Raw genomic sequence first — 24,736 nt, 5'->3', positions numbered from 1 at the left:
GGGCGGCTTCGCCGCCCCTCCTCCTTTACGTCGCTGCGCCCTCCGCCCCCACGCACTCAGGCGCACCAAGCAAGCGCAAAAGGTGTGAGCCAAACACATCTTGACTCGGGGGGCCTGGGTGTTCTGCGCAGCGGGGTAAAGGAGGAGAACTGGCGAAGCCGGTTCGGGGGACACCCGCGGAGCAGAGCGCCCAGGCGCCCCGAGCCCGCGAGGTAGAAGACGGAAAGGCCTTAGCTCAAAGTCACGCGAGCAAACTTGCGCTTACCCACCTGAACCACGAAGGTGCCCGCAGGCAGCTTCAGGCCCTTGTCGCTCACGACAGCGCCGTCCACACGAACACCACCCCCGTCGATCAGGCGGTTGGCCTCGCTGTTGGAAGGAGCCAGCCCGGCCGACTTCAGCAGCGGCGCGATCCCCAGCGGCGCACCCGACAGCGACACCTCGGGAATCTCGTCCGGCACACCACCCTTGCTGCGGTTGATGAAGTCCTGCTCCGCCGCGTCCGCCGCCGCCGCGCTGTGGAAGCGCGTGGTGATCTCCTTGGCCAGCGCCACCTTGGCGTCCTTCGGGTTCGCACCCTGCGCGATCGCCTGCTTCAGCGACTCGATATGCGCCAGCGACTTGAACGACAGCAGCGTGTACCAGCGCCACATCAGCGTGTCCGAAATGCTGAGCACCTTCGCGAACATCGAGTTGGCATCTTCAGTGATGCCGATGTAGTTGTTCTTGCTCTTGGACATCTTGTCCACGCCGTCCAGACCTTCGAGCAGCGGCATGGTCAGGATGCACTGTGGCTCCTGACCGTACTCGGCCTGCAGATGGCGTCCCATCAGCAGGTTGAACTTCTGGTCCGTGCCGCCCAGCTCCAGATCGCTCTGCAGCGCCACCGAGTCGTAACCCTGCATCAGCGGGTACAGGAACTCGTGCACGCTGATCGGCGTGCCGGCCTTGAAACGGTCGTGGAAATCGTTGCGCTCCATCATGCGCGCCACGGTGTACTTGGCCGCCAGCTGGATCATGCCCATCGAACCCAGCGGCAGGCTCCACTCGCTGTTGTAGCGGATCTCGGTGCGCGCCGGGTCCAGCACCAGACTGGCCTGCTTGTAGTAGGTCTCGGCGTTGGCCTTGATCTGCTCCGACGTCAGCGGCGGGCGCGTGTTGTTGCGGCCCGAGGGATCGCCGATCAGGCTGGTGAAATCACCGATCAGGAAGATCACCTGATGCCCCAGGTCCTGCAACTGGCGCATCTTGTTCAACACCACCGTGTGACCGATGTGGATGTCGGGCGCCGTCGGGTCCAGCCCCAGCTTGATGCGCAGCGGCCGGCCGCTGGTTTCCGACTGTGACAATTTTTTGACCCAGTCGGCCTGAGGTATCAATTCTTCGCACCCCCGCAGCGTGACGCTGAGTGCTTCTTGGACACCGTCCGTCAGTGGCACGGATTTCTGAGAACTTTCGGCGTCGTTTCTGGAGGCTGTCATAGGGGTTTTTTCAGATGCGAAGGACGGTGCACTGGCTAAAATACCGGGCGCGAATGACGGATTTTAGTTGGCCCGCTTTTTGCACGATATCAAGCCAGTTCGTCACCGCATGAGCGCTTGAGTGAACTTGTTCCGCCTCAACCGCTCTTTTTTTGTGCGCGCGGCCCCAACCACCGGGGCCGGCCTTACCGGAAACAACGATTTTGACCCGTTCGCTACTTCACACGCTGGCCAGCCTCGCTGATGCCACGAGCCAAAGCCTTGCCCGGCACCCCCGCCGCATCATGGGCGGTCTCGGTGTGCTGCTGCTGGGCACCGGCGTCACCGCCTTCGGCATCGCGCCGCTGGCCCCCGACGCCGCCGACCTGCCCGTACGCCAGGTCGTCGAAGCCCTCGACGCCCCCACGCAGCAAGACATCCAGAGCCTCCTGGCCGCCCAGCCCGCCGCCCCGCTGGTGCTGTTCCGCAGCGAGACCACCCGCCGCGACGACACCGCCCAGAGCCTGCTGCAGCGCATGGGCGTGACCGACTCACAAGCCCAGACCTTCCTGCGCAACGACACCGTCGCGCGCCAGCTGCTCGGCCGCGCCGGCCGGCTGGTGAGCGTCGAAGCCACCGACGGCCAGGCCCTGCTGCGCCTGACCGCGCGCTGGCTGTCGGCCGACGAGCGCGGCTTCACCCGCCTCGTCGTCGAGAAAGACGCCCAGGGTGCGTTCAGCTCGCGCCTCGAACAAGGTGAGCTCACCGCCTCCTCCCGGCTGGCCAGCGGCGTGATCCGCAGCTCGCTGTTCGCCGCCACCGATGCGGCCGGCATCCCCGACCCGGTGGCCATCCAGCTGGCCGAGATGTTCTCCAGCAGCATCGACTTCCGCCGTGACCTGCGCCAGGGCGACCGCTTCAACGTGGTCTACGAGAGCCTGGAAGCCGACGGCGAGAGCCTGCGCACCGGCCGGGTGCTGAGCGCCGAGTTCGCCAACGACGGTCAGCAGCACCAGGCCGTGTGGTTCGAGGAACCGGGGCACAAGGGCGGCTATTACAGCTTCGACGGCCAGAGCTCGCGCCGCTACTACCTGGCCTCCCCGCTGGAGTTCTCGCGCGTGAGCAGTGGCTACGGCATGCGCTTCCACCCCATCACGGGCGGCCGCAAAGCCCACATGGGCGTGGACTACGCCGCCCCCACCGGCACCCCGGTGCGCACCATCGGCGACGGCACGGTCGAGTTCGCGGGTGTGCAACGCGGCTACGGCAACGTCATCTACGTCAAGCACCGCAACAACCAGGTCACCGTCTACGCCCACCTCAGCCGCATCGGCGTGCGCAAGGGCCAGCGCGTGAGCCAGGGCGATTTCATCGGCGCGGTCGGCACCACGGGCGCCTCCACCGGGCCGCACCTGCACCTGGAGTTCCGCGACAACGGCGTGCACGTGGATCCGCTGGCCATCGCGCGCCAGAGCGAGTCCATCCCGGTGCCGGCGGCCCTGCGCCAGCGCTTCGAGGCCGTGGCCCAGCTGCAGCGCATGCAGCTCAACGCCGCCGCCAGCATCCAGCAGGCGAACGCCCAGTAATTGGGGCGATGGCCACAACAAAAAAGGGAGCCAGCGGCTCCCTTTTTTGATTGGCGCGATAAAACGGCTTCAGACGCTGAAGCTCGAACCACAGCCGCAGGTGGTGGTCGCGTTGGGGTTCTTGATCACGAACTGGGCGCCTTCGAGGTCTTCCTTGTAGTCGATCTCGGCGCCGACCAGGTACTGGTAGCTCATCGCATCGATCAGCAGGGAGACACCGTTCTTGGTCATGGTGGTGTCGTCTTCGTTCACGATCTCATCGAAGGTGAAGCCGTACTGGAAGCCCGAGCAACCGCCGCCCTGCACGAACACGCGCAGCTTGAGATCGGGGTTGCCCTCTTCGGCCACCAGCTCGGCCACTTTGGCCGCCGCGCTGTCGGTGAAGACCAGCGGTGCCGGCATGTCGGTCTGGATGTTTTCGGCGACTGCGCTCATGGAATACCTCTTCCTGCAATGTGGGGCGAGGGGGCGGATCGCCCCGTAGATTCGAGTGATACTAAATCAAATCGCTCGGGTATGCGCTCAACCGTTGTTTGCCGCCAGTTTCAGTGTGGGTTTGTCCTCGATCCCGCCGACCATGGGCTTGAGCTGGCCGGCGATGGTGGCGCCCTGGTGCATTTCCAGCGCCTTGTAGGACACATCGCCCTCGATGTGCGCCTTGGGCTGCAGCTCCAGCAGCTCGAAGGCGAGCACCGGTCCCTTGACGTGGCCGTTGATGATCACGTGATCGGCGTGGATCTGACCCGTCACGACCGCCACCTCGCTGACCACCAGAATGCTGGGCTTCTCGTCGCTGGCCCGCAGATCGCCGATCACTTCGCCGTCGATGCGCAGCCCATCCTGGAAGAACACGTTGCCTTCAATGCGGGTGCCCTGGGCAATGAGGCTCTTGATGGGGGGTTGTTTTTTCTTGGCAAACATGAGGATCTCCCGACGGCGGACCGCGATGGTTACAGGTTGAAGGATTGCATGGACCTGACCGAAGTGCCCTGCAGGATTTTGGCGGTCACATTTTCTACCACGGCCTGCGCGGGCACGTCCACCACGCCCTCCATGCGCAGGTAGCCCTTGATCAGCACCGGCTGCGGCGCGGGCGCGGACTTGGCCACCCAGGGCTTGCCGGCCAGCGTGCCGGTCAGCGTCACTTCCAGCGCCCCCTTGAAATCGGGCGCGTTCTTGCTGGCCTGGATCATCAGCACCTGCCATTTGAGCTGGGTGGGCGACAGGCGCTCGGCTTGCAGGCCGCGGATGCTCAGCGCGTCGTTGCCGGAACCGGGGATCAGGCGCTCGAAGAAGCCGAGATCGCTGCGCAGCAGCTCGTTGTCGGCCTGCAGCTGCCGGATCTGCATCTTCAGCTGCTCCTGCGTGCTGCGCTCCGCAATCAGCAGGCTGTCCGAGGTGTTGGCCACCAGTTGGGCCTCGCTCAGATCGGTGCGCAGGCTCTGCACCTCGCGGCGCAGTTGCGCCAGTTCCTGTTGGGCGTTGCGGTCGAGCCCGGCGATGTCCTTGCCGAATTCAAAGGCCCAGACCGCCAGCGCGGCCGAAAACCCCAGCATCAGCGCCCCGAACAGCCAGCGGAAGGGCCACGGCAAGGTGCTGCGCACCGACACCCGCGGCGCGCTGACCGTCAGCCTTCTTCGCAACAGGCGAAAGCGCATTCAAACCTCTCAAACTGCAAGCAAACGCAACCTGGCTCCAGAAAGCAAAAACCGCCCCAAGTTTGAACTTGCAGGCGGCTTCTGGAGCATGTGCAGCGTGCTTAGCGCTTGCTGAACTGCTTGCGACGGCGCGCGGAGCGCAGACCGACCTTTTTCCGTTCCACTTCGCGGGCATCGCGCGTCACGAAGCCGGCTTGCGACAGGCCCGACTTGAGCGTGGCGTCGTAGTCGATCAGGGCGCGGGTGATGCCGTGGCGCACGGCACCGGCCTGACCGGATTCGCCGCCGCCGTGCACGTTGACCTGCACGTCGAAGGTCTCGGCGTGGTTGGTCAGCAGCAGGGGCTGCTTGGCGATCATGATCGAGGTCTCACGGCCGAAGTAGGCCTGGATGTCCTTGCCATTGACCGTGATCTTGCCGCTGCCTTTTTTCAGAAACACGCGGGCCACGCTGGATTTGCGACGGCCGGTTCCGTTGTTCCATTCACCAATCATCTCAAGGCTCCTTTAGAGTTCCAGCACTTGCGGCTGTTGGGCGGTGTGCGGGTGCTCTGCACCGCCGTACACCTTGAGCTTCTTGATCATGGCGTAACCGAGCGGGCCCTTGGGCAGCATGCCCTTGACGGCCTTCTCGAGCGCGCGGCCAGGGTGCTTGGCCTGCATGTCGCGGAAGTTGGTGCCATAGATACCGCCGGGGAAACCCGAGTGACGGTAGTACACCTTGTCGAGGGCCTTGTTGCCCGTGACGCGGAGTTTGGCTGCGTTGATGATGACGATGAAGTCACCGGTATCGACGTGAGGCGTGTAAATGGCCTTGTGTTTGCCGCGCAAACGGAGAGCAACTTCACTGGCTACTCGTCCGAGGACCTTGTCGGTCGCGTCAATCACAAACCACTCGTGCGTCACGTCAGCGGGTTTGGCGCTGAACGTTTTGGTCATGAGTTTTCTCTTGAAGAGGTGGTTTGGCGGCTCTTTTCCACGGTCGGTCGTTCTCTGTCGGAACGCTCTTAGGTGGGTTTTGAATGCTTCGCCGCGGAGCCAGCAAATCGCTGCGAAGCCCTCCATTGTACGAAATTCCGGCTCCGGATGGCAAACCGCCTGTCCCCGATGGCCGGGCCAAGGGGGCAAACGGCTACCATCAGGGCATGTTCAGCTACCGACACGCCTTCCACGCCGGCAACCATGCCGACGTGCTCAAGCACATCACCCTCATCGCCACGCTGCGCCATCTGATGCAGAAAGAGGCGGGAATGACGCTGATCGACACCCATGCCGGCGCCGGGCTCTACCGGCTCGACGGCGACTACACCGAGACCGGGGGCGAGGCCAAGGACGGCGTCGTCAAGCTCATGGGCGCCTTGCGAGCGGCCGACGGCCCCTCCACCGAGGCCGTCGCCCCCGCCATCGACGACTACCTCGACCTCGTGGCCGGCTTCAATCCCTCGGGCGCGCTGCGGGTCTATCCCGGCTCGCCGTTCGTCATGCACCAGCTGCTGCGGACCGAGTCGCGCGACCGGCTCAAGCTGTTCGAGCTGCACCCCACCGACAGCCGCACCCTGTCGGGCAACATCGCCCAGCTCGAGGCCGGCCGCCAGATCACGGTGGCGCGAGAAGACGGTTTCGAGGGGGTCAAGCCGCTGCTGCCGCCGCCGCCCTCGGCGACCGGCTCGAAACGCGCGCTTGTGTTGATTGACCCGAGCTATGAGATCAAGAGCGATTACGGCAAAGTGAGTGCCTGCATACAGGAGCTCATCCGGCGTTTTCCGACCGGCACCTATCTGGTCTGGTACCCGGTGATCCCGCGCCCCGAAGCGCACGACCTGCCGCGCCGCCTGCGCACCCTATCGAACCAGGCGCAGAAGCCCTGGCTGAACGCCACGCTGGCGATCGGCCAGGACCCGACCCATGGCCCGGACGATCGCCCGGGCCTGACGGCCAGCGGCATGTTCGTGATCAACCCGCCGCACACCCTCAAGGGCACGCTGCAGGCGGCCTTGCCCCAGCTGCTCACCCACCTGGGCCGCGGGCGCGGCAAGTCCCAGGCGGTCGAGTCCGGCGGCTGAGCGCCGGTTTCAGCGCGGCCGGGCCAGCGCCATGGTCCAGTAGCGGCCGTAGGTGGTGCCGCTGCGCTGCACGCAGCTCACCCCCACGTCCTGGTACTCGGCGCGCATGATGTTGGCGCAGTGGCCCGCGCTGGCCAGCCAGCCGTTCATCACGGTCGAGACCGAGGTCTGCCCCGCCGCGATGTTTTCCCCCACCCACGACCACGCATAGCCCTCGGCGGCGATGCGCTGGGCAACGGTGCGCCCGTCGAGCCCGGTGTGAGAGAAATAGTTGTTGGCCGCCATGTCGGTCGAATGCCGGGCGGCGGCGGAGAACAGCGCGTCATTCCAGGCCAACGGCCCGACCGCCGGCATGGCGGTGCCGCCGCAGCTGCGCGCCACGGCCCGCGCCGCGTTGATCTGCTGCAGCAGGCTGTTGCGGAAATCGGGCAGGTTGCAGCTGGTGCCGGCGTCCAGGGCGACCAGCGTCGAGCCGCCACCCGCGGTGCTGGAGCCGCCCGCGCTGCTCGGCGGCGACGGCACGCCCACCGTGGTGTCCGCCGCACCGCTGACGCCCGCGCCGCTGCCGCCACCCCCACCGCCGCCGCAGGCGGTCAAGGTCAACACGGCGCCCAGGATCAGGGCCAGGCCGGCGAGCCGGTGTTCGCGAGAATGAGACAGGTGTTGCATGCGCTCCACTCTAGGGTCGGGCGCATGGGGTCAGGTAAGCGGATGTAGACCGTTGGGCGGGCACTGCAAAATTCGCCGACCGATCGGTCGGCTAACTCGCTATACTCCGATCCGCACCCCCACTGTGCAGGAGACTTCGCATGTACACCCAGTCTTTCAACGTGCCCGACGCCGACGCCAGGACCGGCGCCCCGCTCCAGGCCGTGCCCCACGACACCGCCCTGCAGGCGCACTTCGATGCCGTCATCGACGCCGACGGCAAGATCGAGCCGCGCGACTGGATGCCCGACGCCTACCGCAAGACGCTGGTGCGCCAGATCAGCCAGCACGCGCACAGCGAGATCGTGGGCATGCTGCCCGAGGGCAACTGGATCTCCCGCGCGCCCAGCCTCAAGCGCAAGGCGATCCTGGTGGCCAAGGTGCAGGACGAAGGGGGCCATGGCCTGTACCTCTACAGCGCGGCCGAGACGCTGGGCACCAGCCGCGACCAGATGTTCGACGCGCTGCACAGCGGCAAGGCCAAGTACAGCTCGATCTTCAACTACCCCACCCTGACCTGGGCCGACGTCGGCGTGATCGGCTGGCTGGTGGACGGCGCGGCGATCATGAACCAGATCCCGCTGTGCCGCTGCAGCTTCGGCCCCTATGCGCGCGCCATGATCCGCGTCTGCAAGGAAGAGAGCTTCCACCAGCGCCAGGGCTTCGAGTCGCTGATGGCCATGATGCAGGGCACGGCCGAGCAGAAGGCCATGGTGCAGGACGCGGTGAACCGCTGGTGGTGGAAGTGCCTGGCCATGTTCGGCCCGCCCGACGCCGACAGCCCCAACAGCGTGCAGGGCATGCGCTGGGGCATCAAGCGCATCAGCAACGACGACCTGCGCCAGAAGTTCGTGGACGCCACCGTGCCGCAGGCCGAGGTGCTGGGCGTCACCCTGCCCGACCCGGCGCTGAAATGGAACGAGGCGCGCGGCCACCACGACTACGGCCCCATCGACTGGGACGAGTTCTGGGCCGTGGTCAACGGCGACGGCCCCTGCAACAAGGAACGCCTGGCCACCCGCGTGAAGGCCTGGAACGACGGCGCCTGGGTGCGCGAAGCCGCCCTCGCCCACGCCCGCAAGCAACAGGAACGCCACATGAAGGAAGCCGCATGAACCCCCCCGCACTCAAGGAATGGCCGCTCTGGGAGGTCTTCGTGCGCAGCAAGCAGGGCCTGGAGCACAAGCACTGCGGCAGCCTGCACGCCAGCGATGCGCAGCACGCGCTGCACCTGGCGCGCGACGTGTACACGCGCCGCCAGGAAGGCGTGAGCATCTGGGTGGTGCAAAGCAGCAGCATCACGGCCAGCGAGCCCGACAGCAAGGACAGCTTCTTCGACCCGGCCGCCGACAAGGTGTACCGCCACCCCACCTTCTACGAGATCCCCGACAAAGTGGGGCACATGTGATGGGCACCAGCGCGCCGATCGACTACCTGCTGCACCTGGCCGACAACGCCCTGGTGCTGGGCCAGCGCAACGCCGAATGGTGCGGCCATGGGCCCATCCTCGAGGAAGACCTCGCGCTGGCCAACAACAGCCTGGACCTGCTGGGCCAGGCGCGCCTGCTCTACCAGCACGCGGCCACGCTGATCAACACCGACCCGACCCAGGCGCGGCGCTTCGCCCACCTGCAGGGCGCGCGCAGCGAGGGCGCGGTGACCGAGGACACGCTGGCCTATTTCCGCGACACGCACGAATTCCGCAACCTCACGCTGCTGGAGCTGCCGCACAGTGGCCCGCTGGCCAGCACCGCGTCCGGCGACCGCGATTACGCCACCACCCTCGCGCGCAACTTCCTCTACAGCGCGCTCATGGCGCTGATGTGGGAGCGGCTGCAAGCGTCCCGCGATGCGCAGCTCGCCGCCATCGCGGCCAAGTCGCTCAAGGAGGTGCGCTACCACCTGCGCCACGCCAGCGACTGGCTGGTGCGCTTCGGCGACGGCACCGACGAATCGCACGCCCGCGCGCAGGCCGCGCTGCAGCACCTGCTGCCCTATTGCCAGGAGTTCTGGATCGGCAGCGAGGCCGAAACGGCCGCGGTGAACAACGGCACCGGCGTCGACGTGGCCGGCCTGCAGTCCGACTGGGACGCGCTGGTGGACGACACGCTGAACGAGGCCACGCTGCAGCGCCCCGCCGTGCAGGGCTACGTGCCGCAGGGCAAACACGGTGTGCACTCCGAGCACATGGGCTTCCTGCTCGCCGAGATGCAGAGCCTGGCGCGCGCACACCCGCAAGCCGTGTGGTGAGACCCCACCATGCACGCCGACATCCATGACGCGCTCGCCGGCCTAGCCGACCCGGAGATCCCGGTGGTCAGCCTGAGCGAGCTCGGCATCCTGCGCGGCGTGCGCACCGGCGCGGACGGCACCCCCGAGGTGGTGATCACCCCGACCTACAGCGGCTGCCCGGCCATGGGCCAGATCGAGGACGACGTGCGCGCCGCGCTGGCGGACGCCGGCATCACCGCGCGCGTGGTCACGCAGCTCGCCCCGGCCTGGACCACCGACTGGATGAGCGAGGCCGCGCGCGAGAAGCTGCGCACCTACGGCATCGCGCCGCCGCAATGCGGCAGCGAGCCGCCGGGCTCCGCCACAGCGCCCCTGAAGTTCTCGCGCCAAGCGCTGCGCCGCGAGACCGTGCCCTGCCCACAGTGCGGATCGACCCACACCACCGAGACCTCACCCTTCGGCTCCACCGCCTGCAAGGCGATGTACCGCTGCCTCGACTGCCTGGAACCGTTCGACTACTTCAAACCGTATTGACGCCATGTCCACCGCCGCCCGCTTCCACGAACTCCCGATCGCCCGCATCAGCCCCGAGGCCGCTGGCGCGGTGGCAATCACCTTCGCCGTGCCGCCCGAGCACCGCGCCGCCTTCGCGTTCGAGCCGGGGCAGTTCCTCACCGTGCGCGCAACCATCGACGGGCAGGACGTGCGCCGCAGTTACTCCATCAGCAGCCCGCGCAGCCTGCTCACGCAGCGCGGCGAACTCACGCTGGGCATCCGCCCCGTGGACGGGGGCGTGTTTTCCAACTGGGCGGCGACCCAGCTGAAGGCCGGCGACACGCTCAGGGCGATGCCGCCCGACGGCCGCTTCACCATCCACAAGCCGCGCGCGGTGCACCGCGTGGGTTTCGCGGCTGGCTCGGGCATCACGCCCATCCTCTCGCTCATCGCCAGCACGCTGGAAGAATCGCCCACCTCGAAATTCACGCTCGTCTACGGCAACCGCCGCATGGGCAGCGTGATGTTCAACGAGGCGCTGCAGGACCTGAAGGACCGCTACGCAGACCGCCTCACGCTGATCCACATCCTCTCGCGCCAGGCGCAGGAGGTGCCGCTGCTCGAAGGCCGCATCGACGCCGACAAGGTGCGCGCGCTGATCGACACGCTGCTGCCCGTGGGCAGCATGGACGAGGTCTTCATCTGCGGCCCCGAAGCCATGATCGAGGCGACCGAAAAGGCCTTGCTCGACGCCGGCGTGCGCCCCGACCGCGTGCACACCGAGCGCTTCACCTCGCCCACGCTGGAGGCCTTGCCGGCGGCCCAGCGCCGGGCCGCCGTGCTCGGCCAACCGGCCGTGCGCGCCGAAGGCGAGGTCGAGCTCACCGTGGTGCTCGACGGCAAGCCGCACCCGTTGCGCATGAACCGCGACGAGCGCGTGCTCGACGTGGCCCTGAACGCCGGCCTGGACCTGCCCTGGTCGTGCCGGGGCGGCGTGTGCTGCACCTGCCGCGCCAAGGTGATGGAAGGCGCGGTGCAGATGGACAAGAACTTCACGCTCGAGCCCTGGGAAACCGACAAGGGCTTCGTGCTGAGCTGCCAGGCGCGGCCCACCACCGACCGCGTGGTGGTGAGCTACGACGAGCGCTGAAGCTGTCGCTCAGAAGCGCCAACCCAGGCCCACACCGACCAGCACGGGGTCGGCCTTGAACTGGCCGATCTTCACGCCGCCGGCGCTCACGTCGGTCTTGATGAAGACCTTCTTCACGTCCACGTTCAGGTAGAGCTGCTTGCTCAGCGGAATGTCCACGCCCACCTGCAGCGCCGGGCCGAAGCTGTTGCGTTTCACGTCGGCCGCGCCGCCCAGCAGGTGCACCGAGCTGAAGCGCGTGTAGTTGAAACCCGCGCCCACGTAGGGCTTGAAGCCGGGCGCATCGAAGTGGTACTGCACCGTCAGCGTGGGCGGCAGGTGGCGCAGCGTGCCGATGGCCGCACCGTTCGACGTGATGGTGTGCTTCTGCGGCACGGTGAGAATGAGCTCGGCCGCCAGGTGCTTGCTGAAGAAGTAGCTGACGTCGACTTCGGGCAGCCCCTTGTTGTTCATGGCCAGGCCCAGGCCGGTGCTGTCCTTGTTGGCGCTGTCCAGGTGCACGGCACGGGCGCGCACGAGCACGCTGCCGGCCTGGAAGTCCTGCGCCAGGGCGGTGCCGGACGCGAACAGGCAGGTGGATGCGAGGGCGGCCAGGGCGAAATGCTGCGTTTTCATGATGGTCTTCTGTGTTGCGTTGACTCGGGAGAATCCCCGCGTTCATTACAGAAGACCGTTCATGGCGCCGCGTTGCGCCACGTCAAACCGGTCAGAAACCGGGCCTTGCCGGTGCCGGTTGCTTGATACAGGTCAAGCCGCGCGCTCAGTCGCGCAACAGCACGACCCGGCCGACCCCGCCCTGCACGATGCCCAGCGCCGACGCGGCCGCGCGGCTGAGGTCGATGATGCGGCCCGGCACGTGCGGACCGCGGTCGTTGATGCGCACCGTGACCTCCTTGCCCGTGCGGGCGTGGCGCACGCGCACGCGGGTGCCGAACGGCAGGGTCTTGTGGGCCGCGGTGAGCTCGTTCATGTCGTAGACCTCGCCGCTGGCGGTGCGCCGGCCGTGGAAAGGCTCGCCGTACCAGGACGCCACGCCCCGCGCGATGACGCCCTCGGTGGCCTCCGGGGTGTCGGTGTCGTCGGCCGAGGCATCGGGCAGACTGCCCAGGTCGGGCATGTCAGGCGCTCGCGTCGCGCAGCCGCCGAGCCACAGCAAGGTGGCCAGCGCGAGCGTGAGCGCGGGCTTGAGGCTCATGCAAGACCGAGGCGCTGGACGATGTCCGTCGTGGCCGCGCTCTGGTTCATGGTGTAGAAGTGCAGCCCCGGCACACCGCCGCTGCGCAGGCGCTCGCACAGGTCGGTCACCACGTCCAGGCCAAAGGACTTGATCGACGCGGTGTCGTCGCCGAAGGCCTGCAGGCGCATGCGGATCCAGCGCGGGATCTCGGCACCGCAGGCGTCGGAGAAACGCATCAGCTGCGTGGAGCTGGTGATGGGCATGATGCCCGGCACCACCGGCACGTCCACGCCCAGGCGCTGCATCTCGTCCCGGAAGTGGAAGTAGGCATCGGCATTGAAGAAGTACTGCGTGATGCCCGAATCGGCACCGGCCTTGACCTTGGCCGCGAAGGCCTCCAGATCGGCCTGCGGCGATTTCGCCTGGGGGTGCGTCTCGGGGTAGGCGGCCACTTCCAGGTGGAAGCGGTCCCCCGTCTCCTGGCGGATGAATGCCACCAGGTCGCTGGCGTAGCGGAACTCGCCGCCCGCGCCGTAACCGCTGGGCAGGTCGCCCCGCAGGGCCACGATGCGGCGGATGCCGGCGGCCGTGTAGGCCGCCAGGCGCTCGCGGATGCTCTGGCTCGATTGGCCGATGCAGCTCAGGTGCGGCGCGGCCGGGCAGCCCTCGCCCATGATCTCGGTCACGGCCTGCAGCGTGCCGTCCTGCGTGGAGCCGCCGGCGCCGAAGGTCACCGAGCAGAACTCGGGCTTGAGCGCATACAGCTGCTGGCGCACCGCGCGCAGCTTGACCGCGCCTTCAGGCGTCTTGGTCGGGAAGAATTCCAGGCTGATGGGAAGACTCACGGTCCCCTCCTTGCATCATTGGCTCGCATACACAAAAAACTCGCGGTTGCCGTCACCCCCGGTGATCGGGCTCTCGACGTAATCGCGCATCCGCAGGCCGTGGTCTTCACAGGCCTGCGCGATGCGCTCGCGCACGATGGCGTAGCTCGCGGCGTCCTTCACCAGGCCGCCCTTGCCGATGTGTTCGGGTTGCAGCTCGAACTGCGGCTTGACCAGCATCAGCAGGTGTCCGCCCGGTGCCAGCAAAGGCACCACGGCCGGCCACACCAGCGTCTGCGAGATGAACGACAGGTCGCCCACGATCAGGTCGAAGGGCGGCGCACCGCCCGCCTCCATCAGGGTGTCGGTCGACAGATCGCGCGCGTTGCACTTCTCGATGCAGACCACGCGCGGGTCGCCCCGGAGCTGCGGGTGCAGCTGGCCCTGGCCCACGTCCACCCCCACGACCTTCGCCGCGCCGCGCTGCAACAGGCAGTCGGTGAAACCGCCGCTGCTCTGCCCCACATCGAGGCAGCGCAGGCCGCTCACGTCGAGACCGGCGTGGCGCAGCGCGCCTTCCAGCTTGAGGCCGCCGCGCGACACGTAGCGCGTTTCCGCCGTATCCAGCAGGCGCAGCTCGGCCGTCTCGCGCAGTTCCTCGCCGTTCTTGGTGACCGCTTTCCAGTCGCTGCCCGCCGCGCGCCACTGCACGCCCGCGGCGATGAGCCGCTGGGCCTGCGAACGGGTGGCGGCCAGGCCGCGCTCAACGAGAAGTTGATCAGCACGCATGTTGGAGCGCCCACACGCCAAGCCCAGAGATGCCGCGGAACCGGCTTTGCCGGGCCGCCAGCATCGCCCCCTTGAGGGGGTCGCGCGAAGCGCGGCGGGGGTGTTTCGTTCAATACCGGTAGGTGTCGGGCTTGTAAGGGCCCTGCACCGGCACGCCGATGTAGGCGGCCTGCTCCTTGGTGAGCTTGGTCAGCTGCGCGCCCAGCTTGGACAGCTGCAGGCGAGCGACCTTCTCGTCCAGGTGCTTGGGCAGCACGTAGACCTGGCCCACCTTGTAAGCGTTGGGCTTGGTGAACAGTTCGATCTGGGCGATGGTCTGGTTCGCGAACGAGGACGACATCACATAGCTCGGGTGGCCCGTGCCGCAGCCCAGGTTCACCAGCCGGCCCTTGGCCAGCAGGATGATGCGCTTGGCCGGCTTCTTGCCGACCTTGGGGAAGATCACGTGATCGACCTGCGGCTTGATCTCGTCCCACTGGCAGTTCTTCTCCAGCGAGGCGACGTCGATCTCATTGTCGAAGTGGCCGATGTTGCAGACGATGGCCTGGTCCTTCATGGCCGCCATGTGCTCGTAGCGGATCACGTCCTTGTTGCCGGTGGTCGTCACGAAGATGTCGGCCTTGTCGGCGGCATACTCCATGGTCACGACGCGGTAGCCTTCCATCGCGGCCTGCAGGGCATTGATGGGATCGATCTCGGTCACCCACACCTGGGCCGACAGCGCGCGCAGCGCCTGGGCCGAGCCCTTGCCCACGTCACCGTAGCCGGCGACCACGGCGACCTTGCCGGCGATCATCACGTCGGTGGCGCGCTTGATGCCATCGACCAGCGATTCGCGGCAGCCGTACAGGTTGTCGAACTTGCTCTTGGTCACCGAGTCGTTGACGTTGATGGCGCGCATCTGCAGCGTGCCCTTGGCCGACATCTCGTTGAGGCGGTGCACGCCCGTGGTGGTCTCTTCGGTCACGCCGACGATGTTCTTCAGGCGGCGGCTGTACCAGGTCGGATCCTGCTTGAGCTTGGCCTTGATGGCCGCGTGGATGATCTTTTCCTCATCGCTCTTGGCCTTGCCCAGCGCCTTGATGTCCTTCTCGGCTGCGGCACCGAGGTGCATCAGCAGCGTGGCATCGCCACCGTCGTCCAGGATCATGTTCGGGCCTTCGGTCTTGCTGCCCTTGGGGCCGAACTCGAAGATGCGGTGGGTGTAGTCCCAGTAGTCTTCCAGCGACTCGCCCTTGATCGCGAACACCGGCGTGCCCTTGGCCGCGATGGCGGCGGCGGCGTGGTCCTGCGTCGAGAAGATGTTGCACGAGGCCCAGCGCACCTCGGCACCCAGCGCCTGCAGGGTCTCGATCAGCACGGCGGTCTGGATCGTCATGTGCAACGAGCCGGTGATGCGCGCGCCCTTGAGCGGCTGCGATTTGGCGAACTCGTCGCGGATGGCCATCAGGCCGGGCATTTCGGTCTCGGCGACGCGGATTTCCTTGCGGCCCCAGTCGGCCAGGGAAATGTCGGCGATCGCGCTGTCTTCAGCGACGGGGTTTTTCAGACGTGCATTCATGGTTCGCTCCGGAAAGGATGGACAAACCACATCTCGCAGGGAGTCAAAAAAGAACTCATCGCACGGGATGTGGATGAGCGTCGTTGCAGGGATGGTCCGAGCCTCACGCCCCGCTGCTGAATCTGTTCAGTGGGGGCGCTGCAACGCTCCTCGGATCGCGCGATTCTACCGCAGCGAGCCCGATCTGCCCCCTGCCGTGCGTCGCCGGTGGCACCTGCGCCCCGCGGGGCCCTGTGCGACACTGCCGGCCTTCCATGCGCATGAACCCCCTCACCCTCTGGCCGGCCACGGACCGCGCCCGCATCCACGGCGTGCTGACGGACATCGACGACACCCTCACGACCGAGGGCGCGATCACCCCCGATGCCCTGGACGCGCTGCACCGCCTGCGCGCCGCCGGCCTGCCGGTGTTCGCCATCACCGGCCGGCCCGCCGGCTGGAGCGAGGCCTTCGCCCTGGCCTGGCCGGTGGACGCCATCGTGGCCGAAAACGGCGCCGTGGCATTGTGGCGCGGCGCATCGGGCGAACTCAAGCGCGACTACCTGCAGGATGCGGCCACGCGCGCCGCCCACTTCGCCCGGCTGCAAGCCACCGCGCAACGCGTGCTGGCCGAGCTGCCACAGGCCCGCCTGGCCACCGACAGCCCCGGGCGCGAGACCGACATCGCGATCGACCACAGCGAGTTCGCGCACCTGAGCGAGGCCGACATCGCGGCCGTGGTGCAGCTCATGAAAAGCGAAGGCCTCAACGCCACCGTAAGCTCCATCCACATCAACGGCTGGATCGGCGAGCACGACAAACTCGCCGGTGCGCGCTGGATCGTGCAATCGCACCTGGGCCGCGCACTCGACGACGAACTCGACCGCTGGGTCTACGTGGGCGACTCGACCAACGACGCGCGCATGTTCGGCCACTTCCCGCACAGTGTGGGCGTGGCCAACGTCGCGCGCTTCTGGGGCGCGCTCACGCAGCACCCGCGCTATGTGGCGGCGGGCGAGCGCGGCGCGGGCTTCACCGAGGTGGCCGATGCGGTGCTGGGCGCACGGAGCGGGCTCGCATGAGCGAACACCCGCTGCCACCCACCGGCGCCCTGCCGCACCACCCGCCCGCCGAGGCGCGGCTCGGCCTGGTCGCGATCTTCGGCTCCACCTTCTTCGAGCTGGTGGGCTACTTCATGCTCACGCCGTTGCTGCTGTTGCGCCTCAAGGGCGGCGGCGAATCGACCGCGCTGGCCGGCGTGTTCGCCGCCAGCGGCTGGCTCGGCGTGTTCTTCATGACGCCGTTCGCCTCGGCCATCACGCAGCGCCTGGGCCGGCGGCCCACGCTGTGGCTGGCCGCGCTGATCCCGGTGATCGCCACCGCCGGCTTCGCCTTCACACCGCTGCTCTGGCTCTGGTTCGTGTTCAAGATCGCCGCCGGCATGGCCTCGGGCCTGCGCTGGGTGCTGGCCGAGGCCGTGGTGGCCGAGTTCTCGCCGCCCGGGCAGCGCGGGCGCTACGTCGGCATCTTCGAGACCATGGTGGGCATCACCTTCGTGGTCGGCCCGCTCATGCTGGCCTGGGTCGGCGCCGACAGCGACGCCGCGCTGTGGATCGCGCTGGGCTTCATGGCCATCGGCCTGGTCTGGAGCCTGCTGATCCCGCGCCTGCCCGACGCCGCCGACGCGCACAGCGCGAAGGTGGGCCTCTCGGGGGTGTGGCACGCGCTGCTGGCGCACCCGCTGATCATGACCGTGGGCTTCGTCGGCGGCTTCTTTGAAAGCGGCCTCACGTCCATCCTGCCGCTCTACGGCCTGGCGCTGGGCCTGGGCGCCACCGTGTCGGCGCTGCTGGTCTCGGCCAGCGGCCTGGGCAGCGCCCTCATGATGCTGCCCGCCGGCGTGCTGGCCGACCGCATGGCCCACCACCCGGCGCAGCGCTGGGGCGACGGCCACCGCGCGCGCCTGGCCATCATGCGGGTCTGCGCCCTGATCACCCTGCTGGCCACCTTGGTCATCCCCTTCGTGGCCGGCACGCCCTGGCTGGCCGCGCCGGTGGCCTTCCTCTGGGGCGGCGCGGGCGGCTGCCTCTACACCCTGGCGATGATCGACATCGGCTCGCGCGAAGAAGGCATCACCCTGGTCAACAGCACCGCCGTGCTGGTGCTGTCCTACACCCTGGGCGGGGTGCTCGCGCCCGCGCTGGGCGCCGCCGCGCTGCAGTGGGCGCCCACGCTGGGCTTCCCGGCCCTGCTGCTGTCGGTGGCCGGTGTGGGCTGGTGGCTGTTGAGACGGACCGTTTCGGCCCCATCTGAAGGAACCCCGCGCGGTTGAGCGGCTCCCAACCTGACAAGCGAAAGGATCTCCCCATGGCCATTCCCTGGCTGGTTGCCCTGAAAGTGATCCCCTGGGGGGACGTGATCGAACACGCGCCCACGGTGCTCAACGCCGCGCGCAAGCTGCTGGATCGCTCGAAGACACCACCGGCCGGCACAGCGCCGCCGGTGCCGCTGGACCTGGGCGAAGCCCCGCCCACCCTGGGCGAACTCAAGAACCGCCTGATTGAGGCGCGCCAGCTGATCGACCAGCAGGCCGCCGTGCAGACCCAGATGGCGCAGACCCTGACCGAACTGGCCGAACAGAACGCACGCCTGGTGGGCGCCGTGGACCTGCTGCGCAAGCGCACGCGCCTGTTGATGGGGGCCCTGGCCGTCCTGGCGGTGGGCGTGGTCGTGCTGTTCGCGCGCTGACCGCTCAGTCGCCGCGCTCGGCCAGCAGCGCGGCATCACACCCCACGCCGGCCGCGATCCAGCGCCGCGCCAGCCGCTGGAACACCGGCGCCGCCCAGCGCCAGCGCGGACCCAGCACACCGCGCGCGTCGCTGACCGCACCGCAGCGGTAGACCGCCAAAGCCCCGTCCCAGCGCAAGGCGTCGCACGCGCCGAAGCGCTTGCGCGAAATCACCCGCCCAAGCGGACAGGGTTCGGCCAGGCAACACACCCCGCAACCGTTGCACGGCGCGCCCAGCGCCGGCTTGGCCGGCGCCTCGGCATGGATGTGGATGACCTGGCCTTCGTGCATCAGGTGCGCGCCAGCACCGGCCCCAGCACGCGCCCGGTGTGCGTGCCCAGCCGCACCACCTCGTCGGGCGGCGCGGCAGCCACGATGCGACCGCCGCCGTTGCCGCCCTCGGGCCCGAGGTCGATGATCCAGTCGGCCTCGGCCATCACGTCCAGGTCGTGCTCGATCACCACCACGCTGTGGCCGCCGTCCACCAGGCGGTGCAGCACGCGGATCAGCTTCTCCACGTCGGCCATGTGCAGGCCCACCGTCGGTTCGTCGAGCACGTAGAGCGTGTGCGGCGCCTTCTGGCCCCGGCGCGTGACGTCGTCGCGCACCTTGCTGAGCTCGGTCACCAGCTTGATGCGCTGCGCCTCGCCGCCGCTGAGCGTCGGGCTGGGCTGGCCCAGCGTGAGGTAGCCCAGGCCCACGTCCTTGAGCAGTTGCAACGGGTGGCTGATGTTGGGCATGCTGGCGAAGAAGTCCACCGCCTCGTCCACCTCCATCTGCAGCACGTCGCCGATGCTCTTGCCCTTCCAGGTCACGGCCAGGGTCTCAGGGTTGAAGCGAGCGCCGTGGCAGACCTCGCAAGGCACCTTCACGTCGGGCAGGAAGCTCATCTCGATGGTGCGCATGCCCTGGCCTTCGCAGGCCGGGCAGCGGCCTTCGCCGGTGTTGAAGCTGAAGCGGCCCGGGCCGTAGCCGCGCGCCTTGGCCTCCAGCGTGTCGGCGAACAGCTTGCGCACCGTGTCCCAGAAACCGATGTAGGTCGCCGGGCAGCTGCGCGGCGTCTTGCCGATCGGGGTCTGGTCGACTTCGAGCACACGGTCCACGGTCTCGAAGCCGCTCACGCCGGCGCAACCGCTCCAGGCCGGGTACTTGCCCTTGTCCATGGCGTCGCGCCCGGCCTTGGTGCTGCGCTGGCTCACGGCGGCGGCCACGTTGGTCAGCAGCACGTCGCGCGCGAGCGTGGATTTGCCCGAGCCCGACACCCCGGTGATGACCACCAGGCGTTGCAGCGGCACGGCGGCGTCGAGCTCGTTCAGGTTGTGCAGGTTGGCGCCCTTCACCCGCAGCCAGTGCGCGCCTTCGTCGGCCGGCGGCGCGCCGCGGCGCGCCTGCAGCGGGTGTTTCATCGCATGCAGCAGGTAGCGCCCGGTCACCGAGTCGGCGTTGGCCGAGAGGTCATCCACCGAGCCCTGGGCCACCACGCGGCCGCCGCGCTTGCCCGCGCTCGGGCCGATGTCGATGATGTGGTCGGCGCGGCGGATGGTGTCCTCGTCGTGCTCCACCACCACCAGGGTGTTGCCCTGGTCGCCGAGCTTGTGCAGCGCGTTGAGCAGGATGGCGTTGTCGCGCGCGTGCAGGCCGATGGTGGGCTCGTCGAGCACGTAGCACACGCCCTGCAGGTTGCTGCCCAGTTGCGCCGCCAGGCGGATGCGTTGCGCCTCGCCGCCGCTGAGCGTGGGCGCGCCACGGTCCAGCGTGAGGTAGTTCAGGCCCACCTCTTCCAGGAAGGCCAGGCGGCTTTCGATCTCGGGCAGCAGGTCGCGCGCGATGTCGGCCTCGCGCGCGCTGAGCGCCAGGTCTTTCATCAGGCCCTGCACCCAGGTGCGCACGTCGCGCACCGAGAGACAGGCGACATCGGTGATGCCCACGCCGGCAAAACGCACCGCGCGCGCCTGCGGGTTCAGGCGCGTGCCCGCACAGGCCGGGCAGGCCTCGTCCACCAGGTCGTCCACCTCGGGTTCGGCAAAACTCTGCTCGCGGCCCTTTTCCTTGTCGTCGCGCACCGAGTCGTCCAGCGCCTTGCGCTGGTCTTTCGACAGTTTCACGCCGGTGCCCACGCAGTCGGGGCACCAGCCGTGTTTGCTGTTGTACGAGAACAGGCGCGGGTCGAGCTCGGGGTAACTGGTGGCGCAGATGGGGCAGGCGCGCGTGGTGGAGAACACCTCCAGCGTGCCCAGGTCGCGCGTGGACACGCCCTCGGCCAGGGCCTGGGCCAGGCCGTCGAGCGGGGTGAGCACGTGCACCACGCCCTTGCCGATCTCCAGCGCCTTGTTGAGCTCGCGGCGCAGCGCGGCCTCGTCGTCGGCACTGACCACGAAGTCGGCCACCGGCAGTTCGATGGTGTGTTCCTTGAAGCGGTCGATGCGCGGGAAGCCGGTGGTGGGCAGAAACTCGCCGTCCACCCGCAGGTGGGTGTGGCCGCGCGGGCGCGCCCAGTCGGCGAGCTCGGTGTACACACCCTTGCGGTTGACCACCAGCGGCGCGAGCAGGCCGATGTGCCGGCCCTTGTAGCGCGCCAGGATGGCGGCGGCGATGCTGTCGGCGCTCTGCGGCATCACAGCCGCGCCGTCGTGCACGCAATGCTGCGTGCCCAGCTTCACGTAGAGCAGGCGCAGGAAGTGCCAGACCTCGGTGGTGGTGCCCACGGTGGACTTGCGGCCGCCGCGCGAGAGGCGCTGCTCGATCGCCACGGTCGGCGGGATGCCGTAGACCGCGTCCACCTCGGGCCGGCCCGCCGGCTGCACGATGCTGCGCGCGTAGGCGTTCAGGCTCTCGAGGTAGCGCCGCTGGCCTTCGTTGAACAGGATGTCGAAGGCCAGCGTGGACTTGCCCGAGCCGCTCACGCCGGAGATGACGTTGAACTTGCCGCGCGGGATGTCCACGCTGAGGTTCTTGAGGTTGTGTTCTTTCGCGTTGACGATGCGAATGGCGTGGGCGTGCGCCCCCTCGGCGCGCGCGCGCGCGGGCTGCAGGCCCATGGGTCGGCCTTCGCGCACTTCGTGCACCTCGCCCATGGCCAGCGCGTACTCGCGCAGCGCTTTCGCGGTGTGGCTGCTGGCGTGTTCGCGCACCGCTTCGGGCGGACCCTCGGCCACGATCAGGCCGCCGGCGTCACCGCCCTCGGGGCCGAGGTCGATCAGCCAGTCGGCCGCGCGGATCACGTCCAGGTTGTGCTCGATCACCACCAGCGAGTGGCCGGCGTCGAGCAGCTTGCGCAGGCTGCGCATGAGCTTGGCGATGTCGTCGAAGTGCAGGCCGGTGGTGGGCTCGTCGAACAGGAACAGCGTGCCCTTGCGCGCCACCGCCTGGCGGCTCGCGCTGCTGTTCTTGGAGGCCTCGGCCAGAAAGCCCGCGAGCTTGAGGCGCTGCGCCTCGCCGCCCGAGAGCGTGGGCACGGGCTGGCCCAGCTTCACGTACTCCAGGCCCACGTCCACGATGGGCTGCAGCACACGGATCACCTCGCGGTCGCCCGCGAACAGCGCGGCGGCCTCGCTCACGGTGAGGTCCAGCACGTCGGCCACGTTGAGCGAACGGCCACCGCGCTGGATCTTCACCTCCAGAATCTCGGGCCGGTAGCGCTTGCCGTCGCAGTCCGGGCAACGCAGGTAGACGTCGCTCAGGAACTGCATCTCCACGTGCTCGAAACCCGAACCGCCGCAGGTCGGGCAGCGCCCGTCGCCGCTGTTGAAGCTGAACTTGGCCGGCGTGTAGCTGCGCTGGCGCGACAGCGGCGCCTCGGCGAACAGCGCGCGGATCGCGTCCCACGCGCCCACGTAGCTCACCGGGTTGGAGCGCGCGGTCTTGCCGATGGGCGACTGGTCGACAAACACGACTTCGCTCAGGTGGTCGGCCCCGAGCAGGCGGTCGTGCGCGCCCGGGCTCTCGGTGGACTTGCCGAAGTGGCGCAGCAAGGCGGGCGCCAGCACGTCCTGGATCAGGCTGGACTTGCCCGAGCCCGACACGCCGGTGACCACCACCAGGCGCTGCAGCGGAAACTCGACCGACACGTCCTTCAGGTTGTGCTCGCGCGCGCCTTCCAGGATGAGGCGCGGCGTGCTGTCGGTCACCATGCGCTTGAAGCCCATGCCGATGGTCTTGCGCGAACCGAGGTAGGCGCCGGTGAGCGTGTCGGCCGAACGGATCGCCTCGGGCGTGCCGTCGAACACGATGCTGCCACCGCGCTCGCCCGGCCCCGGGCCCATGTCGATCAGGCGGTCGGCGGCCAGCATCACGGCCGGGTCGTGCTCCACCACCACCAGCGTGTTGCCGGCGTCGCGCAGGCGCAGCATGGCGTCGTTGATGCGCGCCATGTCGCGCGGGTGCAGGCCGATGCTGGGCTCGTCGAGCACGAACAGGGTGTTCACCAGCGAGGTGCCCAGCGCGGTCGTGAGGTTGATGCGCTGCACCTCGCCGCCGCTGAGCGTGCGGCTCTGGCGGTCCAGCGTGAGGTAGCCGATGCCGACCTCGCACAGGTAGCGGATGCGGGTGTTGATCTCCTCGAACAGCAGGCGCAGCGCCTGCGCCTGGCCGGCGGCGGCCGTGTCGCTGCCGGCCGGGGCCAGCGTGGCGTCGAGCGAGGCGAAGAACACGCGCAGCTTGTCCAGCGGCATCAGCATCAGGTCGTGCAGGCACAGACCGGGCAAGGCTTCGAGCTGCGCACGGCTCCACTTCACGCCCTGCGGCAGGTAGCGTTTCGGCGCCGGCAGCACCGCGTCGGCCTGGGCTTTGCTGCCGATGCGCCAGAGCAGGCTGTCGGTCTTGAGGCGCGCGCCGTGGCAGCTGGGGCACTCGGTGTAGCTGCGGTACTTGGACAAGAGCACGCGGATGTGCATCTTGTAGGCCTTGCTCTCCAGGTACTCGAAGAAGCGGTCCACGCCGTACCACTGCTGGTTCCACTTGCCGTTCCACTGCGGCGAACCGGCCTTCACCCAGTGCTGCTGCTCGGGCGTGAGCTTGGCCCAGGGCGTGTCGCGCGGGATGCCGGCCGCTTCGGCGTGCCGCATCATGTCGTCCTGGCACTCCTTCCACGCGGGCGTCTGGAACACCTTGACCGCACCGGCGCGCAGCGTGAGCTTGTCGTTGGGGATGACCAGGCCGTAGTCCACCCCGATCACGCGGCCGAAGCCCCGGCAGGCCTCGCAGGCACCGACGGCCGAGTTGAACGAGAACATGGACGGCGTGGGCTCGCTGTAGCGGATGTCGCTCTCGGGGCAATGCAGGCCCGTTGAAAAGCGCCAGATCTCGGGCTCACCCTCCTCGGCCAGCACATAGACCATCAGCTTGCCGCCGCCGCGCTTGAGGCCGGCTTCGATCGCCTCCATCGCGCGCGCCGGCTCGACCGTGCCGATGCGGAAACGGTCGGCCACCACGTCGAGCACCTTCACCGATTCGCTGGCCACCGGCTTGGCCTTGCCCTTGGCGGGGGCCTTGGCCTCCACTGTCGCGACGACCTCGCGCTGCACCACCCGCTCGGCCTGCACGCGGGTGTAGCCGCTGGCCGAGAGCCATTGTTCGACTTCTTCAGCGGTGGTGCTGGCCGGCAGTTCCACCGGAAAGGTCAGCACCAGGCGCGGGTCGCCCTGGCGCGCCGCGCGCGCCTTGAGTTCGGCATAGATCGATTCGGGGGAGTCGTGCCGCACCGGCTGCGCGGTCTCGCGGTCGAACAGGTCGGCGCCGCGCGCGAACAGCAGCTTCAGGTGGTCGTTGAGCTCCGTCATGGTGCCCACGGTGGAGCGCGAGGAGCGCACCGGATTGGTCTGGTCGATGGCGATCGCCGGGGGAACGCCGTCGACCCGGTCGACGGCCGGCTTGTCCATGCGGTCCAGGAACTGGCGCGCGTAGGCGCTGAAGGTCTCGACGTAGCGGCGCTGGCCTTCAGCGAACAGGGTGTCGAACACCAGGCTGGACTTGCCCGAGCCGCTGGGCCCGGTGACCACGGTGAGCTCGCCGGTGCGGATGTCGAGGTCGAGGTTCTTGAGGTTGTGCTGGCGGGCACCCCGGATGCGGATCAGCCCGGAGCCGCCTTCCGTCGGGTGGTCGCGCCCATCGGCCTCGGGCGCGGTTGAAATCGCGCCCACGGGGGAATCGGCGGGCAGAAAGGCATCGGACATGCATGGGCTCCAGAGGGGGACGCAAAGATTCTACGGAGGGGTGTGACAAACCATCTGTGCGGTAGGTCATATCCACAATTTCCCGCGCCGGCGGCGG

Annotated in this window: 24 protein-coding genes and 1 riboswitch; of the genes, 10 read left to right on the top strand and 14 right to left on the bottom strand. The window is 68.3% G+C overall.

Annotated features, from left to right (window positions below; translation table 11 throughout):
* Nucleotides 1-230: 230 nt before the first annotated feature.
* Nucleotides 231-1,481, bottom strand: a complete 1,251-nt coding sequence (tyrS, locus tag AC07ZS_RS06355) for a tyrosine--tRNA ligase (RefSeq protein ID WP_494797738.1) — start codon at nt 1,479-1,481, stop codon at nt 231-233.
* A gap of 203 nt (nt 1,482-1,684) precedes the next feature.
* On the opposite strand from tyrS, the gene AC07ZS_RS06350 reads away from it, so the two are divergent.
* A complete protein-coding gene (locus AC07ZS_RS06350; protein ID WP_494797737.1) occupies nt 1,685-3,046 on the top strand; it encodes a M23 family metallopeptidase in 1,362 nt (453 codons plus the stop codon).
* A gap of 69 nt (nt 3,047-3,115) precedes the next feature.
* Here the strand turns inward: AC07ZS_RS06350 and erpA are convergent, their stop codons facing one another.
* The 5 genes from erpA to rplM form a co-directional block, all read right to left on the bottom strand.
* Nucleotides 3,116-3,481, bottom strand: a complete 366-nt coding sequence (gene erpA, locus AC07ZS_RS06345) for an iron-sulfur cluster insertion protein ErpA (RefSeq protein ID WP_204732818.1) — start codon at nt 3,479-3,481, stop codon at nt 3,116-3,118.
* Between the two features lie 87 nt (nt 3,482-3,568).
* Nucleotides 3,569-3,967, bottom strand: coding sequence for a bactofilin family protein (locus tag AC07ZS_RS06340; protein ID WP_494797736.1), 399 nt, complete (start codon nt 3,965-3,967; stop codon nt 3,569-3,571).
* 29 nt (nt 3,968-3,996) lie between these two features.
* Nucleotides 3,997-4,704 carry a DUF6776 family protein gene (locus AC07ZS_RS06335; RefSeq protein WP_494797735.1) on the bottom strand — a complete coding sequence of 236 codons (708 nt, stop codon included), beginning with the start codon at nt 4,702-4,704 and terminating at the stop codon, nt 3,997-3,999.
* A 101-nt stretch (nt 4,705-4,805) separates the two neighbouring features.
* Nucleotides 4,806-5,198, bottom strand: a complete 393-nt coding sequence (gene rpsI, locus AC07ZS_RS06330; RefSeq protein ID WP_494797734.1) for a 30S ribosomal protein S9 — start codon at nt 5,196-5,198, stop codon at nt 4,806-4,808.
* A gap of 12 nt (nt 5,199-5,210) precedes the next feature.
* Nucleotides 5,211-5,642 carry a 50S ribosomal protein L13 gene (rplM, locus tag AC07ZS_RS06325; protein ID WP_291121334.1) on the bottom strand — a complete coding sequence of 144 codons (432 nt, stop codon included), beginning with the start codon at nt 5,640-5,642 and terminating at the stop codon, nt 5,211-5,213.
* Between the two features lie 206 nt (nt 5,643-5,848).
* On the opposite strand from rplM, the gene AC07ZS_RS06320 reads away from it, so the two are divergent.
* A complete protein-coding gene (locus AC07ZS_RS06320) occupies nt 5,849-6,766 on the top strand; it encodes a 23S rRNA (adenine(2030)-N(6))-methyltransferase RlmJ (RefSeq protein WP_494797733.1) in 918 nt (305 codons plus the stop codon).
* A 9-nt stretch (nt 6,767-6,775) separates the two neighbouring features.
* Here the strand turns inward: AC07ZS_RS06320 and AC07ZS_RS06315 are convergent, their stop codons facing one another.
* On the bottom strand, nt 6,776-7,435 hold the full coding sequence (locus AC07ZS_RS06315) for a CAP domain-containing protein (protein WP_494797732.1): 660 nt from the start codon (nt 7,433-7,435) through the stop codon (nt 6,776-6,778).
* Nucleotides 7,436-7,575: 140 nt separating this feature from the next.
* On the opposite strand from AC07ZS_RS06315, the gene paaA reads away from it, so the two are divergent.
* From paaA to AC07ZS_RS06290, 5 genes are read left to right on the top strand one after another with little or no spacing between them, the layout of a single operon-like run.
* Entirely contained in the window at nt 7,576-8,589 is a 1,014-nt protein-coding gene (gene paaA, locus AC07ZS_RS06310; protein WP_494797731.1) for a 1,2-phenylacetyl-CoA epoxidase subunit PaaA, read from the top strand.
* Nucleotides 8,586-8,882, top strand: coding sequence for a 1,2-phenylacetyl-CoA epoxidase subunit PaaB (gene paaB / locus AC07ZS_RS06305; protein WP_494797730.1), 297 nt, complete (start codon nt 8,586-8,588; stop codon nt 8,880-8,882). The genes paaA and paaB overlap by 4 nt, the downstream gene beginning before the upstream one ends.
* Nucleotides 8,882-9,724, top strand: coding sequence for a 1,2-phenylacetyl-CoA epoxidase subunit PaaC (gene paaC / locus AC07ZS_RS06300; RefSeq protein ID WP_494797729.1), 843 nt, complete (start codon nt 8,882-8,884; stop codon nt 9,722-9,724). The genes paaB and paaC overlap by 1 nt, the downstream gene beginning before the upstream one ends.
* Nucleotides 9,725-9,733: 9 nt before the next feature.
* On the top strand, nt 9,734-10,240 hold the full coding sequence (gene paaD, locus AC07ZS_RS06295) for a 1,2-phenylacetyl-CoA epoxidase subunit PaaD (RefSeq protein ID WP_494797728.1): 507 nt from the start codon (nt 9,734-9,736) through the stop codon (nt 10,238-10,240).
* A gap of 4 nt (nt 10,241-10,244) precedes the next feature.
* Nucleotides 10,245-11,351, top strand: a complete 1,107-nt coding sequence (locus tag AC07ZS_RS06290; RefSeq protein WP_494797727.1) for a 2Fe-2S iron-sulfur cluster-binding protein — start codon at nt 10,245-10,247, stop codon at nt 11,349-11,351.
* 9 nt (nt 11,352-11,360) lie between these two features.
* Here AC07ZS_RS06290 and AC07ZS_RS06285 read toward each other — a convergent pair whose 3' ends face one another.
* The 5 genes from AC07ZS_RS06285 to ahcY all read right to left on the bottom strand — a co-directional run bounded on the left by AC07ZS_RS06285 (nt 11,361) and on the right by ahcY (nt 15,702).
* Nucleotides 11,361-11,966: an OmpW/AlkL family protein gene (locus tag AC07ZS_RS06285; protein ID WP_494797726.1), complete on the bottom strand. Its 606-nt coding sequence runs from the start codon at nt 11,964-11,966 to the stop codon at nt 11,361-11,363.
* Between the two features lie 145 nt (nt 11,967-12,111).
* Complete coding sequence (locus AC07ZS_RS06280) at nt 12,112-12,546, bottom strand: septal ring lytic transglycosylase RlpA family protein (RefSeq protein WP_494797725.1); 435 nt, start codon at nt 12,544-12,546, stop codon at nt 12,112-12,114.
* Nucleotides 12,543-13,373, bottom strand: a complete 831-nt coding sequence (gene metF, locus AC07ZS_RS06275) for a methylenetetrahydrofolate reductase [NAD(P)H] (RefSeq protein WP_494797724.1) — start codon at nt 13,371-13,373, stop codon at nt 12,543-12,545. The genes AC07ZS_RS06280 and metF overlap by 4 nt, the downstream gene beginning before the upstream one ends.
* A gap of 15 nt (nt 13,374-13,388) precedes the next feature.
* Complete coding sequence (locus tag AC07ZS_RS06270; RefSeq protein ID WP_494797723.1) at nt 13,389-14,141, bottom strand: TlyA family RNA methyltransferase; 753 nt, start codon at nt 14,139-14,141, stop codon at nt 13,389-13,391.
* 109 nt (nt 14,142-14,250) lie between these two features.
* A complete protein-coding gene (gene ahcY, locus AC07ZS_RS06265; protein ID WP_494797722.1) occupies nt 14,251-15,702 on the bottom strand; it encodes an adenosylhomocysteinase in 1,452 nt (483 codons plus the stop codon).
* Between the two features lie 68 nt (nt 15,703-15,770).
* Nucleotides 15,771-15,860, bottom strand: a riboswitch (S-adenosyl-L-homocysteine riboswitch).
* Between the two features lie 102 nt (nt 15,861-15,962).
* Here ahcY and AC07ZS_RS06260 point away from each other — a divergent pair.
* The 3 genes from AC07ZS_RS06260 to AC07ZS_RS06250 are packed head-to-tail and all read left to right on the top strand — an operon-like array spanning nt 15,963 to nt 18,429.
* Complete coding sequence (locus tag AC07ZS_RS06260) at nt 15,963-16,763, top strand: HAD-IIB family hydrolase (protein WP_494797721.1); 801 nt, start codon at nt 15,963-15,965, stop codon at nt 16,761-16,763.
* Nucleotides 16,760-18,013 carry an MFS transporter gene (locus AC07ZS_RS06255; protein ID WP_494797720.1) on the top strand — a complete coding sequence of 418 codons (1,254 nt, stop codon included), beginning with the start codon at nt 16,760-16,762 and terminating at the stop codon, nt 18,011-18,013. The genes AC07ZS_RS06260 and AC07ZS_RS06255 overlap by 4 nt, the downstream gene beginning before the upstream one ends.
* Nucleotides 18,014-18,048: 35 nt before the next feature.
* On the top strand, nt 18,049-18,429 hold the full coding sequence (locus AC07ZS_RS06250) for a hypothetical protein (RefSeq protein WP_494797719.1): 381 nt from the start codon (nt 18,049-18,051) through the stop codon (nt 18,427-18,429).
* 4 nt (nt 18,430-18,433) lie between these two features.
* On the opposite strand, the gene AC07ZS_RS06245 is transcribed toward AC07ZS_RS06250, so the two are convergent.
* Both AC07ZS_RS06245 and uvrA read right to left on the bottom strand, forming a co-directional pair.
* Complete coding sequence (locus tag AC07ZS_RS06245) at nt 18,434-18,760, bottom strand: hypothetical protein (protein ID WP_494797718.1); 327 nt, start codon at nt 18,758-18,760, stop codon at nt 18,434-18,436.
* On the bottom strand, nt 18,760-24,639 hold the full coding sequence (gene uvrA, locus AC07ZS_RS06240) for an excinuclease ABC subunit UvrA (protein WP_494797717.1): 5,880 nt from the start codon (nt 24,637-24,639) through the stop codon (nt 18,760-18,762). Before uvrA ends, AC07ZS_RS06245 begins: the two co-directional genes overlap by 1 nt.
* Nucleotides 24,640-24,736 lie beyond the last annotated feature (97 nt).

The sequence above is a fragment of the Hydrogenophaga sp. GW456-12-10-14-TSB4 genome (assembly GCF_059424305.1).
Note: the sequence above shows the minus strand (reverse complement) of the source record. Positions and strands in the feature narration are given on the sequence as shown.